Raw genomic sequence first — 17,975 nt, 5'->3', positions numbered from 1 at the left:
CATTTCAGGGACTTCACCGCGCCCGGTACCGGGGGTCGTGCAAGTCGCCTGCTGCCGCAATCCGGGCCGGGCCGTGGCGGTGGGTGGGGCGGGCATCGGCGGTGGTGTTGCCGCCGGTGACGGGATCCGTCCCTGTGCGACCGCGCCGCTGTCGGTTCTCCGGGGCCCGTCGGCTCCCGCCGGTGCGGTGCGGACCGGAAGGAGAGGCAATGTCGTCTTCCCGTGTTCGTCTCGGAACCCGGTATCCGCGTCCGATGCGCCGCTCCCGGCGCCGTTCGCTGATCGCCCTGCTGAGCTCCGCCCTCCTGGTGCTGGTCGGCGTGGTCACGCTGGCCGCCGCGCCCGCCCAGGCGAGTGCCGGGGGCCGGATGGCCTACGTCACCAACCTGCGCGGCAATTCGGTCTCGGTCATCGACATCGCCACCAACACGGTGACCGCCACCATTCCCGTCGGGCGGTTCCCGGAAGGGGTGGCGGAGTCCCCCGATGCCTCCCGCGTCTACGTCGCCAACAACGGGAGCAACAACGTCTCGGTGATCGACACCGCCACCAACACGGTCGTCGCGACCGTCCCGGTCGGCGTGATCCCCGGTCCGGTGGCGGTCTCGCCGGACGGCTCCCTGGTCTACGTGGGCAACAACATCGCCACCGGCATCGGCGGCATCACCGTGATCGACGCCGCCACCAACACCGTCGTCACCAGCTTCGCCACCGGCAGCCAGCCCTTCAGCATCGCCTTCGCCCCCGACGGTGCCAAGGCCTTCGTGGCCAACTTCGTCGGCAGCTCGGTCTCGGTCGTCGACACCGCCACCAGCACCGTCGTCGCGACCATCCAGAACCCCAGCGCCTCCACGCCCGCCGCGGTGGCCGTCACCCCGGACGGCGCCCACGCCTACGCGGGCAACTTCAACAGCAACACGGTGTCGGTCATCGACACCGCCACCAACACCATCAGCACCATCATCAGCGGCATCGGGGGGCCGGAGGGGATCGCGATCAACCCCGACGGCGCCCACGTCTACGTGACGAACGTCAACGCCGGCAGCGTCTCGGTGATCGACACCGCCACCAACACCGTCACCGGCACCATCGCGGTCGGAAGCGCGCCCGTCGGTGTCGCGGCCGACGGGGCCAGCAGCAACCTCTACGTCGTCAACGACGGTTCCGACACCGTCTCGGTGGTCGACACGGCCACCAACACCGTCACCGGTACCGTCCCCGTCGGCAGCGCTCCGTTCGGGATCGCCGTGACCCCCGTGCCGGTCGCCGTGACCGCGGTCAGCCCGAACCAGGGCCCGCCCTCCGGCGGCGGGACCGTCACGATCACCGGCACCGGACTGGCCGGTGCCCGCGCCGTGAAGTTCGGCGGCACCCCGGCCACCGCCGTCACCGTCATCAACGACCGCACCGTCACCGCGACCGTTCCCGCCCACGCGCCCGGCACGGTCGACGTCACCGTCACCACCCCGGCCGGCACCAGCCCGGTGCCCGCCGCCGACCAGTACACCTACGTCGACCCCGGGGCTGATCTGGCGGTCTCGGTGACCGATTCGGCCGATCCGACCCCGCTCGGCGCCACCTTCACCGACACGGTGACGGTGACCGACAACGGGCCTGCCGACGCCACGGGCACCACGGCCTCCGTCACCCTGTCCGGGGCCCCGGCCGGGATCGTCTCCGCCGTGCCGTCCCAGGGCTCGTGCAGCATCACCGCCCCGACCGTCTCCTGCACCCTGGGCAGCCTGGCGTCCGGCGCGAGCGCGACCGTCACCCTGACCCTGTCGCCGAGCGCCACCGGTACGGTCACCGCCACCGCCGCGGTCGACGCCACCCAACCCGACCCCGTGCCGGGCAACGACAGCGCCGCGCAGAGCACGACCGTCGACAACGCGCTGGGGTGCACGATCATCGGCACCAACGGCAACGACACCCTCAACGGCACCAGCGGCGCCGACGTCATCTGCGGCCTGGGCGGCAACGACACCATCAACGCGGGCAGCGGCAACGACACCGTCTACGCCGGCGGCGGCGACGACACCATCGATGGCGGCCCCGGCAACGACGTCCTGTGGGGCGGTGCCGGTGACGACGCCCTGGGCGGCGGCAACGGCGACGACTACCTCTACGGCGAGGCCGGCAACGACACCAACAGGGGCGAGACCCTCCTCGACGTGGTGCTGTCCCTGTTCGACAACGGTAACGACCACATCTACGGCGGCCCCGGCAACGACGACCTCGACGGCCAGAACGGCAACGACGTCCTGGTCGACCACGACGGCACCGACACCATGAGCGGCGGCCTCGGCAACGACAGCATCGACGTCCAGGACGGCATCGGAGGCGACACCGCCAACGGCGGCCTGGGCTCCGACACCTGCGCCGCCGACACCGGTGACACCACCATCAGCTGCTGACCCGCACCACCCGCACCACCCGCACCACCCGCACCACCCGGGGCCGGGCCACCACGACGTGGCCCGGCCCCACCCCATGTCCCGGACGTCCGCGAATCCGACCGTGCTCGCCGAGACGGCCTGCGGGCAGCGGATCGACGCCGGGTTCGCGCCGGAGCCGTCCGTCGTCCCCGCGGACGAGGCGGCCCGCGTGCGCTACCTCGACCATTCCTCCGGGGTCGAACTGTCGGGTGGCAGCCGCCGGCCGGCCGACGCCGCCACACGCATCGTGGTGGGGCTACGGGCGTTCGACGTGCCCAACGACCCGTTCGTCGAGGCGGCCCACGCGCTGCTCAGGGGCGAGCGGTTCCCTCCGCTCGTCCTCGTCGGCGAGGGGCACGACGACCTGGTCTGCCTTGAGGGCCACCTGCGCCTGACCGCCCACGCCCTTGTCGGAGGTGGCCGCCCGCACCGGCGGGGCCGCGTACCGGGGGAGGGTGGGGGCGGCGGGCGCGAGGGGTGGGCGCGCGCACCCCTCGCGTCGGGTCCGTCCGGGAGTCCGGCGTCCAGGTGACGGGCACGTAGCCCGGGCGCGTCCCCCACCTGAAATCGCGGGCCCGGCGAGCCTGCGGCGGGTCGGGAATTCTTTCGGACCGGACGCGCCCGGCCGAATGGTCGAGCGGTGGGGAATTCGGGATTCCGGTCGACTCGGGATTGCCCCGGGGAGTGACGGGTGTGACTCCCGTGAATTGATGGCGAACAGTAGTTCGTTATCGGGATGTTTCCTCCGCACCAGAATCGGACGCGTGGGTTCGATGGCCGAGGTGGCCGGATCCGGACCGGTGTACTCGTCAGGTGATCGCATTTCTGCAGCTCCAGGGCTTGGTGCGGGAGCGCAAGAGGCGGCTCGGGGTGACGTCAGTCTCCTTCCGCGACGTCCGGCTGGCCGAAACCAGACGCTTGCGGATCATCGATGGCCCGATTCAGAGTTCTGCCTGCCCGCGCTCGCCCGCTAATCGACTCTGGACGTGATGGAACGGTATGGCCGATTCGGATGCTGTCGCGATCGTCGGTTTCGCCTGCCGGGTGGCGGGGGCCGACAACCCGGACGGGTTCTGGGAACTCCTGCGCACCGGCGTCGATTCCGTCCGTGAATTCCCCGACGGCCGGCGCGCCGCGACACCGCCGGAACGTCCCGGCGCCACGCCGGCCTCCGGCGGGCCGGAGCGGCCCCGGCGCGGTGGCTACCTGGACGAGGTCAGCGGCTTCGACCCCGGGTTCTTCGGCATCGGTCCGGGCGAGGCGGCGCTCATGGACCCTCAGCAGCGGCTCATGCTCGAACTGTGCTGGGAGGCCCTGGAACACGCGGGCATCCCGCCGCACGGGCTGAGCGGTGGCCCGGTCGGCGTGTTCGCCGGGGCGATCTGGGACGACTACGCCGTCCTGCTGCGCCGTGCGGGCATCGCGGCCGGTGCGCGCCAGGTGACCGGCCTGCACCGCAGCATGATCGCCAACCGGGTCTCCTACGCGCTCGGCCTGCGCGGGCCCAGCATGACGGTCGACGCGGCCCAGGCCTCCTCGCTGGTCGCGGTGCACACGGCCTGTGAGAGCCTGCGGCGCGGGGAGTCCGAACTCGCCCTGGCGGGCGGCGTCAACCTCGACCTCGTCCCCGACGGGCCGGGCGAGGCGGGCAAACTGGGCGGACTCTCCCCGGAGGGCCGGTGCTTCACCTTCGACGCGCGCGCCGACGGCTATGTGCGCGGCGAGGGCGGCGCGGTCGTGGTGCTCAAGCCGCTGGCCCGCGCGCTCGCCGACGGCGACACCGTGTACTGCGTGGTGGCGGGCAGCGCGATGAACCACGACGGCGGCGGGGCGGCGCTCACCTCGCCCGAGGCCGCGGCGCAGGAGCAGGTGATCCGCGCGGCCCACCGCCGGGCCGGATTCCGGCCGGCCGACGTGCAGTACGTCGAACTGCACGGCACCGGAACCCCCGTGGGCGACCCGGTGGAGGCGGCCGCCCTCGGCGCCGCGCTCGGCACCGGCCGCCCGGCCGGCGCGCCGCTGCGGGTCGGCTCGGTGAAGACCAACCTCGGGCACCTGGAGGGCGCGGCCGGCATCGTCGGGCTCCTCAAGACGGTCCTGGCGATCCGCCATCGGGAACTGCCGCGCAGCCTCAACTACGAGACCCCGAACCCCCGCATCCCGCTGGACGCGCTCGGCCTGCGGGTCCAGGACGCGACGGGTGCCTGGCCGAGGCCCGGGCAGCGGCTGGTCGCCGGGGTGAGCTCCTTCGGCATGGGCGGCACCAACTGCCACGTGGTGCTGGCGGAACAGCCGGACGGTGGAGGTGAGCAGGCCTCGGCGGCGCCCGCCGACGGCCCCGCCGAGCCGGCCGCGGACCCCGGGGCCCCGGTCCTCGTCCCGCTCTCCGGCACCACGCCCGAGGCGGTGCGCGCCCAGGCCGACCGCCTGCACGACCACCTGCTGCGCCACCCCGGTGTCGAGCCGGCGCACCTCGGCTGGTCGGCCGCCACCACCCGCAGCCACCTCGCCGCCCGCGCCGTCGTCCTCGCCCCCGACCGCGCGGGGCTGCTGGCCGGGCTCGACGCGCTGCGCACCTCGGGCGCGGCCCCCGGCGTGGTCAGCGGTGAGGTCAGGCCCGGCCGCACCGCCTTCCTGTTCTCCGGCCAGGGCAGCCAGCGCCCCGGCATGAGCCACGAACTGTACGACCGGTTCCCGGAGTTCGCCGCCGCCTTCGACGAGGTCTGCCGGTACCTCGACCCGCACCTGGCGCGTCCGCTGCGGGAGGTGCTGTTCGCGGCCCAGGGCAGTGCGGAGGCGGAACTCGTCCACCGCACCGAGTTCACCCAGCCCGCCCTGTTCGCCCTCGGGGTGGCGCTGCAGCGGCTGCTGGCGCACTGGGGCGTCGTTCCCGATCTGCTGCTCGGCCACTCGATCGGTGAACTCACGGCCGCGCACGTGGCCGGTGTCCTCGACCTGCCCGACGCCTGCGCCCTGGTGGCCGCCCGGGGCCGGCTGATGCAGCAACTGCCCCCCGGCGGCGCGATGCTGGCGGTCCGCCTGGCCGAGGCGGAGGTCGTGGCGGCACTCGCGGACCTGGGGGACCGGGTCTCGGTCGCGGCCGTGAACGGGCCCGCGGCCACCGTCGTCTCCGGCGACGAGGAGGCCGTCCTCGCGCTCGGGGAGCGGTGGCGGGCGCAGGGCCACAAGGTCCGGCGGCTGCGGGTCGGCCACGCCTTCCACTCGCCGCGGATGGAGCCGATGCTCGACGCCTTCGCGCAGGTCGCGCGCGGGCTGACCTTCCGTCCGCCGACGACGCCCGTGGTGTCCGACCTGACCGGCCGCACGGCGTCCGCCGAGGAGCTGTGCTCGCCCGACTACTGGGTGCGTCAGGTGCGCGGGGCGGTGCGCTTCGGGGACGGCGTCGAACAGCTGCGCGAGGCCGGCGCGACCGTCCTGGTCGAGCTCGGGCCGGACGGCAGCCTGTCCGCGCTGGCCCGTGAGTGCCCGGTGCCCGAGGGCGGCGAGGCCTTCGCGGCCGTCGCCACGCTGCGGGCCGGCCGGCCGGAGGCGGACGCCCTGGCCGAGACCGCAGCCCGGCTGCACACGCTGGGCGCCGCGCTCGACTGGACCGCGCTCTTCGGCACCGGGGCGCGGCGGCGGGTCGCCTTGCCCACCTACGCGTTCCGGCGCACGCCGTACTGGCTGCGCGCCGCCGCGCCGGAGGACGTCCTTCCCGAGGACGTTCTTCCCGAGGACGTCGCTCCCGGGGAGGCCGTTCCCGGCGGGGCCGTTCCCGGGGAGGCCGCTCCCGCCGCGCAGGAACCCCAGGCGCCGCCGGCGTCGCCGCTCGCCCGCCGGATCGCCGGGCTGCCGGAGGCCGACCGGGTGCGCGTGGTGCTGGACCTGGTCCGCTCGCACGCGGCCGCCGTGCTCGGCCACGCCACCAGGGACGCCGTCCGCGCGGACCTCGCCTACCGTGAGTCGGGACTCGACTCGCTCGCCACCGTCGAACTCCTCCAGCGGCTGTCGGCTGCGACCGGCCTCGACCTGCCCGCGAGCGCCGGCTACGACCACCCGACGCCCGCCGACCTCGCCCGCCACCTGTGCGCACGGGCCCTGGCACGGCCCGTGCCGGAGCGGCGGTCCGAGCGGTCCGAGTGGTCCGAGCGGTCCCGGCCGTCCCCGGCGGCCGACCGGGACGGCGACCCGATCGCCGTCGTCGCCATGGGGTGCCGCTTCCCCGGCGGCGCCCGCACCCCCGAGCAGCTGTGGCGGCTGGCCGCGGAGGGGGTGGACGCCATCGGCGCGTTCCCCCGGGACCGCGGCTGGGACCTGGACCAGCTGCACGGGGCCGCCCCGGGCGGGCTGGGGAGCACCTATGTGCGCGAGGGCGGATTCCTCGACGGCGCGGGCGAGTTCGATGCCGAGTTCTTCGGCGTCAGCCCGCGCGAGGCGCTCGCCATGGACCCGCAGCAGCGTCTGCTGCTGGAGACGTCCTGGGAGGCCCTGGAGCGCGCCGGGCTCGACCCCGCCGGGCTGCGCGGCGACCGCGTCGGGGTGTTCGTCGGCGCCACCGCGCAGGACTACGGCCCGCGCATGCACCAGCCCGTCGACGGCCTGGACGGCTACCTGCTCACCGGCACCACCCCGAGCGTCGCCTCCGGCCGGATCGCCTACGAGCTCGGCCTCGAAGGCCCCGCCGTCACCGTGGACACCGCCTGTTCCTCCTCGCTCGTCGCCGTGCACCTGGCGGCCCAGGCCCTGCGCAACGGGGAGTGCACGCTGGCCCTCGCGGGCGGTGCCACCGTGATGGCCGAGCCCGGGATGTTCGTCGAGTTCGCCCGGCAGCGCGGCCTCGCCCCGGACGGCCGCTGCAAGCCGTTCTCCGCCGACGCCGACGGCACGGCGTGGGCCGAGGGCGTCGGCGTCGTCCTGCTGGAGCGGCTGTCGGACGCCCGGCGCCACGGCCACCCGGTGCTCGCCCTGGTGGTCGGCTCCGCCGTCAACCAGGACGGTGCCAGCAACGGCCTCAGCGCTCCCAACGGGTCGGCCCAGCAGCGGGTGATCCGGCAGGCGCTGGGCTCCGCCGGGCTGGCGCCCGCGGACGTCGACGTGGTCGAGGCGCACGGCACCGGCACCGCGCTCGGCGACCCGGTCGAGGCACACGCCCTGCTCGCCGTCTACGGCGCCGACCGCGCCCCCGAACACCCCCTGCTGCTCGGCTCGGTGAAGTCCAACATCGGCCACACCCAGGCCGCGGCCGGGGTCGCCGGCCTGATCACGACCGTCCTCGCGATGCGGCACGGGCTGGTGCCCGGCGTGCTGCACCTTCGCGAGCCCTCGCCGAAGGTGCGCTGGGCGGAGGGCGCGGTCAGGGTGCCGTCGGCCACCACCCCGTGGCCCTCGCCCGCCGGTCCCGACCGGCCCCGACGGGCCGGTGTCTCCTCGTTCGGCATCAGCGGCACCAACGCGCACGTCATCGTCGAGCAGGCGCCCGTGCAGGCCGGACAGGCGACGGAGCCCGGCGGCGGATACCCGGACCTGCCCGTGCCGCTCACCGTCTCCGGCCGCACCGAGGCCGCGTTGCGCGCCCAGGCCGGCCGGCTGGCCCGGCACCTGGCCGCTGCGGCTGTCGCTGCCGAGGCCGAATCCGACGCCGAGGCCGGCACCGGCACCGACGCCGACGCCGACGAAGCGGGCGCGGCCGCGACGGCGGGTGACCGGTTCGCGCTCGGCCACGCCCTGCTGCGCGGCCGGACCAGGTTCGACCACACCGCCGTCGTCCTCGCCCGCACCGACGCCGACGCGCTGCGCGGGCTGACCGCGCTCGCCCAGGGCGAGCCGGCCGACAACCTCGTCCGGGCCCAGTCCACCGCCCGCGGCGCGACCGCCCTGGTGTTCCCCGGCCAGGGCTCGCAGTGGGCCGGCATGGCCGTCGAACTCCTCGACTCCTCACCGGAGTTCGAGGCCGAGATGGAGGCCTGCGCGGCGGCGCTGGCCCGCTGGACCGACTGGTCGCTGCTCGACGTCCTGCGCGGCCGGCCGGGCGCGCCCGACCTGTCCCGGGTCGACGTCGTCCAGCCCGTGCTGTTCGCCGTCATGGTCGCGCTGGCCCGGCTGTGGCGGGCCGCCGGCGTCGAACCGAGCGCCGTCGTCGGCCACTCGCAGGGCGAGATCGCCGCCGCGTACGTCGCGGGCGCGCTCACCCTCGACGACGCCGCCAAGGTGGTCGCCCTGCGCAGCCGCGCCCTGCTGGACCTCGCCGGCACCGGCGGCATGGTCTCCGTCCCGCTGCCCGCCGAGGAGACCGGCGCCCTCCTCGCGCCCTGGGACGGCCGGATCGGCATCGCCGCCCGCAACGGCCCCGCCACCACCGTCGTCTCCGGGGACGCCGCCGCCCTCGACGCCCTCCTCGCCCACTGCGAGCGGACCGGCGTGCGCGCCCGCCGGATCCCGGTGGACTACGCCTCGCACTCGGCGCACGTCGAGTCGCTGCGCGAACCGCTGCTCGCCGCGCTCGCCGACCTCGCGCCCCGCACCGCACGGATCGCCTTCTACTCGACCGTCACCGGCGGACCGCTGGCCGACACCACCACGCTCGACGCCGACTACTGGTACCGCAACCTGCGCCAGGAGGTCCGCTTCGAGCCCGCCGTGCGCGCCCTGCACGCGGACGGCCACCGGCTCTTCGTCGAGGCGAGCCCGCACCCCGTCCTCAGGATCGGCACCCAGGAGACGCTGGACGCCTGCGGCGCCGAAGGGCCCGAGAGCCCTGGAGGCCCCGAGAGCCCCGACGCCGCGGGGGGCACCGGCGGCACGGCGATCGGCACCCTGCGGCGCGATCACGGCGGCCTCGGACAGTTCCTCGCCTCCGTCTCCGAGGCCATCGTCCACGGGGCGGAGCCCGACCCCGACGCGCTGCTCCCCGGCGACCACCGCGGCCGGCACGTCGACCTGCCCACCTACGCCTTCCAGTACCGCCGCTACTGGCTGACCGCCGGGCCGGCGCCGGCCCGCCCCGCCGATCTCGGCCTCGACGCCGTCGACCACCCGCTGCTCGGCGCCGTCACCACGACCCCGGACGGCACCACCCTGGTCACCGGCCGGCTCTCCGCGGACACCCGGCCCTGGCTGCCCGACCACGCGGTCACCGGCACGGTGGTGCTGCCCGGCACGGCCTTCCTCGACCTCGTGCTCCGGGCGGGTGAGCTCGCCGGCTGCCCGGGCGTCGAGGAGCTCACCCTGGAGGCCCCGCTGGTGCTGCCCGACACCGGGCGCACGCAGCTCCGGGTGGCCGTCGCCCCCGCCGACCCGGCGGGCCGGCACGCCGTCACCGTGGACTCCCGGCCGTCCGCCCCGGAGGGCGAACCCGGCGACGACAGCGCGGAACGGCCCTGGACGCGGCACGCCTCCGGCACGCTGACGGCCGCGCAGGCGCCCGTCGTCGGTGCGGTGCAGGGGAGTTGGCCGCCCGCGGGCAGCGAGCCGGTGGACCTCGCCGACGCCTACGAGCGTCTCGACCGCCTCGGCTACGGCTACGGCCCCTGGTTCCAGGGCCTCACCGCCGCCTGGCGCGCGGGGGACCACCTGTACGCCGAGGTCCGCCTGCCTGCCGACCCCGTCCGGGGCGACGAGGCGCACGCCGTCCACCCCGCCCTGCTCGATGCGGCGCTCCACCCGTTGCTGCTGGCCGACGCGCCCGCCGGCGGCGCCGGCCCGCGCATCCCGTTCGGCTTCACCGACGTGCGGCTGCACGCCACCGGCGCCACCGCGCTGCGCGTCCGGCTGTCGCCCGCGCCGGACGGCACCACCGCACTCGCCGTGGAGGACCCCACCGGCGCGCCCGTTCTCACGGTCGGCGGCCTCAGCCTGCGCGAACTGCCCGCCGACCGGCTCGCCCCGGCCGGGGCCACCCCGCGCGACGCGCTGTTCGAACTGCACTGGACGGAACCGCACGTGCTCGCCGCCGCGGAGGACCCGGACCGTGTGGTCCTCGGCGCCGACGACCTCGGTCTCGACCCGCGCGCCACCTTCCCGGACCTCGCCGGGCTCGACGCCCGCACCGCCGCCGGGCATCCGGCACCCGCCGTGGTGGTCGCCGCCGTGCCCGGCGGGCCGGCCGACCCGGCCGAGGCCGCGCACGCCGCCGCCCGCTGGGCCCTCGACACCGTCCGGGCCTGGCTGGCGGGGGACCGCCCGGACGGCGCCCGACTGGTCGTCGTCACCCGGGGCGCGGTCGCCGTCCGGGGCGGGGAGGCCGTGCCGGGCCTCGGCCAGTCCCCGGTGTGGGGCCTGCTGCGCACGGCGCAGTCCGAGCACCCCGGCCGCTTCACCCTGATCGACCTCGACGACCCCGCGCGCTCCGGCCGCGCGCTGCGGGCCGCCCTCGCCACCGACGAACCCCAACTGGCCCTGCGTGACGGGATCCCGTACCGGCCCCGGCTGGTCCCGGCCCCGGCCCCGGCCCCGGCTGCGGCGACGCCGGGCGGGCGCCCCCTCGATCCGGACCGCACGGCGCTGATCACCGGCGGCACCGGCACCCTCGGCGCGCTGATCGCCCGCCACCTGGTCACCGAGCACGGCCTGCGCCACCTGCTGCTGGTCGGCCGGGCCGGGCAGCGGGCCGACGGCGCCGACTCACTGCGGGCCGAACTCGCCGCGCTCGGCGCGCGGGTGACGATCGCCGCCTGCGACGTCGCCCGCCGCGAGGAGCTCGCGGCGCTGATCGCCGGCCTTCCGGCCGCGCACCCGCTGGGCGTCGTCGTGCACGCCGCCGGCGTCCTCGACGACGGCACGGTGGAGGCCCTCGCCCCCGAACGCCTGGCCGCCGTGCTGCGCCCCAAGGCGGACGCCGCCTGGCACCTGCACGAGCTGACCCGGGAGCAGGACCTCGACGCGTTCGTCCTCTTCTCCTCCGTCACCTCGGTGACCGGCAACGCCGGACAGGGCGCCTACACCGCCGCGAACGCCTTCCTCGACGCCCTGGCCGGGCACCGCCGCGCGGCCGGGCTGCCGGCGATCTCCCTCGCCTGGGGCCTGTGGGCCGAGGGCAGCGGGATGACCCGCCACCTCGCCGCCGCCGACCGCGCCCGGCTCGCACGCGGCGGCATCGGCCTGCTGTCCACCGAGGACGGTCTCGCGCTGTTCGACGCGGCGCTGCGGACCGACCTGCCGTACGCCGTCACCGCCCGCCTCGACCGGGCGGCCCTGCGCGCCCTCGCGGCGGCCGGCACCGTGCCGCCCGTGCTGCGCGGACTGGTCCGCACCCCCCTGCAGCGGGCGGCCGGGGCGGCGACGGGCGCCGGGTCGGACGGCGGCACCGGCGAGGCGTCCTCCTGGGCGCGCCGGATGGCCGACCTGCCCGAGGACCGCCGCGCCCGCGCCGCACTCGACCTCGTCCGGGGCCAGACCGCCACCGTGCTCGGCCACGGCGAAGCGGACACCGTCGACGTCCGACGCGCCTTCCGCGAACTGGGCTTCGACTCGCTGACCGCGCTGGAACTGCGCAACCGGATCAACGCGTTCACCGGCCTGCGGCTGCCCGCCACCGTGGTGTTCGACCACCCCAGCGCCACCGCCCTCGCGGCGCGGCTGACCAGGGAGGTGGCGGGCGCCCCGGCGGCGGCCGCCCCGACGCCCGCGGCCGCCCCGGTCGACGACGATCCGATCGTGATCGTCGGCATGGGCTGCCGCTACCCCGGCGGCGTCGCCGGGCCCGACGACCTGTGGCGCCTCGTCGCCCGGGAGGCCGACGCGGTCGGCGGCTTCCCGACCGACCGGGGTTGGGACGTCGACGCCCTGTACGACCCGGACCCGGCCCGCCCCGGCACCGTGTACACCCGGCACGGCGCCTTCCTGTACGACTCCGGCGCCTTCGACGCCGAGTTCTTCGGGATCTCGCCGCGCGAGGCACGCGCGATGGACCCGCAGCAGCGCCTGCTGCTGGAGACCTCCTGGGAGGCGCTGGAGCACGCGGGCCTGGACCCCGCCGGGCTGCGCGGCTCCCGGACCGGTGTCTTCACCGGCGTCATGCACCACGACTACGCCTCCCGGCTGCACCGGGCCCCCGACGGCTACGAGGGTCTGCTGCTCGCGGGCAGTATCGGGAGCGTCGTCTCGGGCCGGGTCGCGTACGCGCTGGGGCTGGAGGGCCCGGCGGTGAGCGTCGACACGGCGTGCTCGTCGTCGCTGGTCGCGTTGCACCTGGCGGCGGGCGCGCTGCGCTCGGGGGAGTGCGACCTGGCGCTCGCGGGCGGCGTGACGGTCATGTCGACGCCGAACGTGTTCGTGGAGTTCGCGCGGCAGCGCGGTCTGGCGGCGGACGGGCGGTGCAAGCCGTTCGCGGCGGCGGCGGACGGGACCGGCTGGGGCGAGGGCGTGGGCCTGCTCGTCGTGGAGCGGCTGTCGGACGCGCGCCGCCACGGGCACCGGGTGCTGGCGGTGGTGCGGGGCTCGGCGGTGAACCAGGACGGTGCGTCCAATGGGTTGACGGCGCCGAACGGGCCGTCGCAGGAGCGGGTGATCCGGGCGGCGCTGGCGAGTGGTGGGCTGGCTGCGGCGGATGTGGACGTGGTGGAGGCGCACGGGACGGGGACGACGCTGGGTGACCCGATCGAGGCGCAGGCGTTGCTGGCGGCGTACGGGCAGGACCGGCCGGCCGAACGGCCGTTGTGGTTGGGGTCGGTGAAGTCGAACATCGGGCACACCCAGGCGGCGGCGGGTGTGGCGGGTGTGATCAAGATGGTGATGGCGATGCGGTACGGGGTGGTGCCGAAGTCGCTGCACGTGGATGCGCCGTCGCCGCATGTGGACTGGTCGTCGGGTGCGGTGGAGTTGCTGGCGGAGTCGGTGGGATGGCCGGAGAGCGGTCGGCCGCGCCGGGCCGGGGTCTCCTCGTTCGGGATCAGCGGCACCAACGCCCACGTGATCATCGAGCAGCCCCCTTCCGCCGACCGCGAGGGCGTTCCGGCGGAGCCGGTGACGGGTGCGGGTGTGGTCGTCCCCTGGGTGCTGTCGGCGCGATCGGCTGAGGCGCTGCGTGCGCAGGCGGAGCGGTTGGGTGGTTGGCTGGCGGACCGTCCGGGGGCCGATCCGGTGGCGGTGGCACGGACGCTCGCCTCGGGGCGGGCGGCGCTGGAGCACCGGGCTGTGGTGTCCGGGCGGACGGTGGCGGAGTTGGTGGACCGGCTGGGTGAGGTGGCCGGGGGTGAGTCGGCTGCTGTGTCTGGTTCGGGTGCGGTGTTCGTGTTCCCGGGCCAGGGGTCGCAGTGGGCGGGGATGGCGGCCGAACTCCTCGATGTCTCACCGGTGTTCGCCGGGGCGATCGGGGAGTGTGCGGGGGTGATGGATCCGCTGACGGACTGGTCGTTGCTGGAAGTGTTGCGCGACGGTTCGGGCGCTCTGCTGGAGCGGGTGGATGTGGTCCAGCCGGTGCTGTTCGCGGTGATGGTGGGTCTGGCCCGTTGGTGGGAGTCGTGCGGGATACGGCCTGCCGCTGTGATCGGCCATTCGCAGGGTGAGATCGCCGCGGCGCATGTGGCGGGGCTGTTGTCCCTGGAGGATGCGGTTCGTGTGGTGGTGCGGCGTTCGCAGGCGCTGCGTGGGGTGACGGGTGGCGGGATGCTGTCCGTCGGTGTCGGCGCCGATCGTGCGGCCGAACTCGTTGCCGATGATGAGCGGTTGTCGCTGGCGGCGGTGAACGGGCCGTCGAGCGTGGTTCTCTCGGGTGATGTCGAGGCATTGGCCGCTGTGGTGGAGCAGTGTGAGCGTGAGGAGATCCGGGCGCGCTGGATCCCCGTCGACTACGCCTCGCATTCGGCGTACATGGACGCGGTCCGTGACGAGGTCGTCGAACTGTCCTCGTCCGTAGAGCCGTTGGCGGGCCGGGTGGCGATGTACTCGACCGTCACGGGTGAAGTGGTCGACGAGCCGGAGCGGTTGGCGGGTTCGTACTGGTTCGACAACCTGCGCGGCACCGTCCGCCTCGACGCGGCGGTGCGCGCGGCCGTCGCCGCCGGGCACACCACGTTCGTGGAGTGCAGCCCGCACCCCGGACTCGTCGTCCCGGTCGCCGACCAGCTGGAAGACGTCCCGGGCGCCGTGGTCCTGGAGACCCTGCGCCGCCACGAGGGTGGTCCCGACCGTCTGGTGACGGCGCTGTCGGCCGCCTTCGTCGCAGGCCTGCCCGTCGACTGGACGACCGTGCTCCCCGCCGGCCGGCACGTCGACCTGCCGACCTACGCCTTCCAGCACCGCCGCTACTGGCTCGACGCCCCGCCCGTCGTGGGCGCCGCGCACGACCTCGGTCTCGTGGCGGCCGGCCACCCGCTGCTGGGCGCCGCCGTGCGCTCGCCGGAGGACGGCGGGCTGTCGTTCACCGGACGGCTCTCCGTGCCCGCCCACCCCTGGCTCGCCGACCACGCCGTGCACGGCACCGTCCTCGTCCCGGGCACCGCCTTCCTGGACCTCGCGGCCTGGGCCGGCGCCGAGGCCGGCTGCCCGGTGGTCGACGAACTCACCCTGCACGAACCGCTCGTGCTGGCCGAACAGGCCGCCGTGCGGCTGCACGTGGCACTCGCCGCGCCCGACGCGACCGGCGTCCGGGCCCTGGCCGTCCACTCCCGGCCCGAGGGCGCCCCCGAGGACGAGCCGTGGACCCGGCACGCCACCGGCAGTCTCTCCTCCACCCCGCCGCAGGCCGTCGCCGACGACCTCCTCCCGTGGCCGCCCCCGCAGGCCGAGGCCGTCGACACCACCGATCTCTACGAGCGCCTGGCCGAGTTCGGCTACGGCTACGGCCCCGCCTTCCAGGGCCTGCGGGCCGCCTGGCGGCTCGGCGACGACCTGTTCGCCGAGGTCGAACTCCCGGGTGGATCGGGTGGATCGGACGGGTCGGGTGAACCGGAAGCACCGGACGCGCACGGCCACCACCTGCACCCCGCGCTCCTGGACGCCGCCCTGCACCTCACCGCGCTGGACGCGGTGGAGGCCTCGGGCAGCACCCTGCTGCCCTTCGCCTGGGCGGGGGTGACCAGGGAGCCGACCGCCGGGCCCGTCACCGCCCTGCGGGTGCGGCTGCGGCGCACCGGCGGTGAGTCGTTGTCGCTGCTGGCCACCGACCGCGGCGGCTCGCCCGTGGTGCGCGCCGAGTCGCTCGCGCTGCGGCCACTGGCCCCCGGCCGGCTCGCCGGTCCGGGCGCCGCCGACCCGGCCTGGCTGCACCGGGTGGACTGGACGGAGGCGGCGCTGCCCGAGGCCGGGGCCGACCCGCAGCAGCGCTGGGCGCTGCTCGGCGCGCCGTCGCCGGACCTGCCCGCCGTCCCGGAGCACGGCCTGCCCGCCCACCCCGATCCGGCCGCGGCCGCCGAGGCCGGGACCGACGTCGCCGTCCTGCTCTGCCCGCCGGCGGACGGCACCGGGCCCGACGCCGTCCGCGTCGCCGTCCACACCGTCCTCGGCGCCCTCCGCGACTGGCTCGCCGAGGAACGCCTCGCCGCCGCCCGCCTGGTGGTCGTCACCCGGGGCGCGATCGCCCCCGACCCGTCCGAGGACGTCCCCGAGCCGGTGCACGCGGCGGTCTGGGGCCTCGTCCGCAGCGCCCAGACCGAGCACCCGGACCGCTTCGTCCTCGTCGACCTCGACCACGACCCGCACCGGGCCGGCCTCCCGCTCCCCGTGGACCGGCTGCGCGCCGTCCTGACGTCCGGCGAGGCCCAGGCGATCGTCCGGGACGCCGCCGTGCTGACCCCGCGGCTGGTCCGCGCCGGCGCCGACCGGGCGCTCGTGCTGCCGGACGGTTCCGCACCCTGGCGCGTCGAGTCCGGCCCGCAGCACACCGTCGACGCCCTCGCCGTCGTCGAGCACCCGGCCGCGGCCGAACCGCTCGCTGCCGGACAGGTCAGGGTCGCGGTGCGCGCGGCCGGCGTGAACTTCCGCGACGCGCTGATCGCGCTCGGCATGTACCCCGGCCGCGCGGTCGTCGGCGCCGAGGCGGCGGGCGTCGTGACCGAGGTCGGGCCGGGTGTCACCGCGCTCGCGCCGGGGGACCGGGTGATGGGCCTGTTCGACGGCTCCTTCGGCCCGCTGGCCGTCACCGACCACCGCCTGCTGGCCCGCCTGCCCGCCGGCTGGTCGTACGCCCGGGCGGCCTCCGTGCCGGTGGTCTTCCTGACCGCGCTGTACGGGCTGCGCGACCTCGGCGGACTGCGGCCCGGCGAGACCGTCCTCGTCCACGCGGCGGCGGGCGGCGTCGGCATGGCCGCCGTCCAGCTGGCCCGGCACTGGGGCGCCACGGTGCTCGCCACCGCGAGCCCCGCCAAGTGGCCGGTCGTGCGCGGACTCGGCGTGCCCGAGGAGCGGATCGGCTCCTCCCGCGACACCGCCTTCGAGCGGCGGTTCGCCGAGGTCACCGGCGGCCGGGGCGTGGACGTCGTCCTGAACTCGCTCGCCGGGGAGTTCGTGGACGCCTCGCTGCGGCTGCTCGCGGACGGCGGCCGGTTCGTCGAGATGGGCAAGACGGACGTGCGCGGCCAGGAGGCCGTCGCGGCCGACCGCCCGGACGTCCGCTACCGGGCGTTCGACCTGATCGACGCCGGACCCGACCGGATCGCCGACCTGTTCGCCGAACTCGTGACGCTCTTCGAGTCCGGCGCCCTGCAACCGCTGCCCGTGCGCACCTTCGACCTGCGCCACGTCCGCGAGGCGGTGCGCTTCGTCAGCCGCGCCCGGCACATCGGCAAGGTCGTGCTGACCCTGCCCCAGCCGCTCGCCGCCGACGGGACGGTGCTGATCACCGGCGGAACCGGCACCCTCGGCGCCCTGCTGGCCCGTCACCTGGTCGCCGAGCACGGCGTGCGCCACCTGCTGCTGCTCGGCCGGCGTGGCGCGGACGCCCCCGGCGCGGGCGCCCTGGCCGCCGAACTCGCCGGGCTCGGCGCCGAGGTGAGCATCGAGGCCTGTGACGCGGCCGACCGCGAGGCCCTCGCCCGGGTGCTCGCCGCGATCCCCGCCGAGCACCCGCTCACCGCCGTCGTCCACGCGGCCGGGGTGCTCGACGACGGACTGGTCGACGCCCTGACGCCGGAGCAGGTCGACCGCGTCCTGCGCGCCAAGGCCGCGGCCGCCGCCAACCTGCACGACCTCACCCGGGACGCCGGGCTGTCGGCCTTCGTGCTGTACTCCTCGGCCGCCGGCGTCCTCGGCACCCCCGGCCAGGCCCCCTACGCCGCGGCCAACGCCTACCTCGACGCCCTGGCCCACCACCGCCGTGCCCGGGGCCTGCCGGCCACCTCCCTGGCTTGGGGCCTGTGGGCCGAGCGCACCGGACTGACCGGACACCTCGCTGCCGCCGACCTGAAGCGGCTCGCCCGCGGCGGGCTGCTGCCCTTCTCGACGTCGCAGGGGCTCGCCCTGTTCGACGCCGCGTGGCAGCGCCCCGAGCCGGCCCTCGTCCCGGCGCGGCTGGACCTCGCCGCGCTGCGCGCCGCCACCGGCCCCGTGCCGCCGCTGCTGCGGGCGCTCGCCGGTCCGGCGTCCCCGCGCCGCGCGGCGGCCGCCGAC

General features: G+C 76.1%; 3 protein-coding genes. All 3 read left to right on the top strand.

The genetic code is table 11. The features are described 5' to 3' along the window. Positions 1–254 precede the first annotated feature (254 nt). Entirely contained in the window at positions 255–2,414 is a 2,160-nt protein-coding gene (locus ACFXAM_RS23410; RefSeq protein ID WP_380294170.1) for an IPT/TIG domain-containing protein, read from the top strand. 103 nt (positions 2,415–2,517) lie between these two features. Further along, positions 2,518–2,967, top strand: a complete 450-nt coding sequence (locus ACFXAM_RS23405) for a hypothetical protein (protein ID WP_380294169.1) — start codon at positions 2,518–2,520, stop codon at positions 2,965–2,967. A 467-nt stretch (positions 2,968–3,434) separates the two neighbouring features. Then, positions 3,435–17,975: SDR family NAD(P)-dependent oxidoreductase (locus ACFXAM_RS23400; protein WP_380294168.1), on the top strand; the 14,541-nt coding region annotated here is incomplete at its 3' end.

Origin of the sequence: Kitasatospora sp. NPDC059462, assembly GCF_042749955.1 — a bacterium.
Classification (GTDB): Bacteria; Actinomycetota; Actinomycetes; order Streptomycetales; family Streptomycetaceae; genus Kitasatospora.
Note: the sequence above shows the minus strand (reverse complement) of the source record. Positions and strands in the feature narration are given on the sequence as shown.

Bases quoted from the DNA above. Each gene is read 5' to 3' on its own strand.
- ACFXAM_RS23410 (WP_380294170.1), top strand. From the start codon at position 255: ATGCGCCGCTCCCGGCGCCGTTCGCTGATCGCCCTGCTGAGCTCCGCC.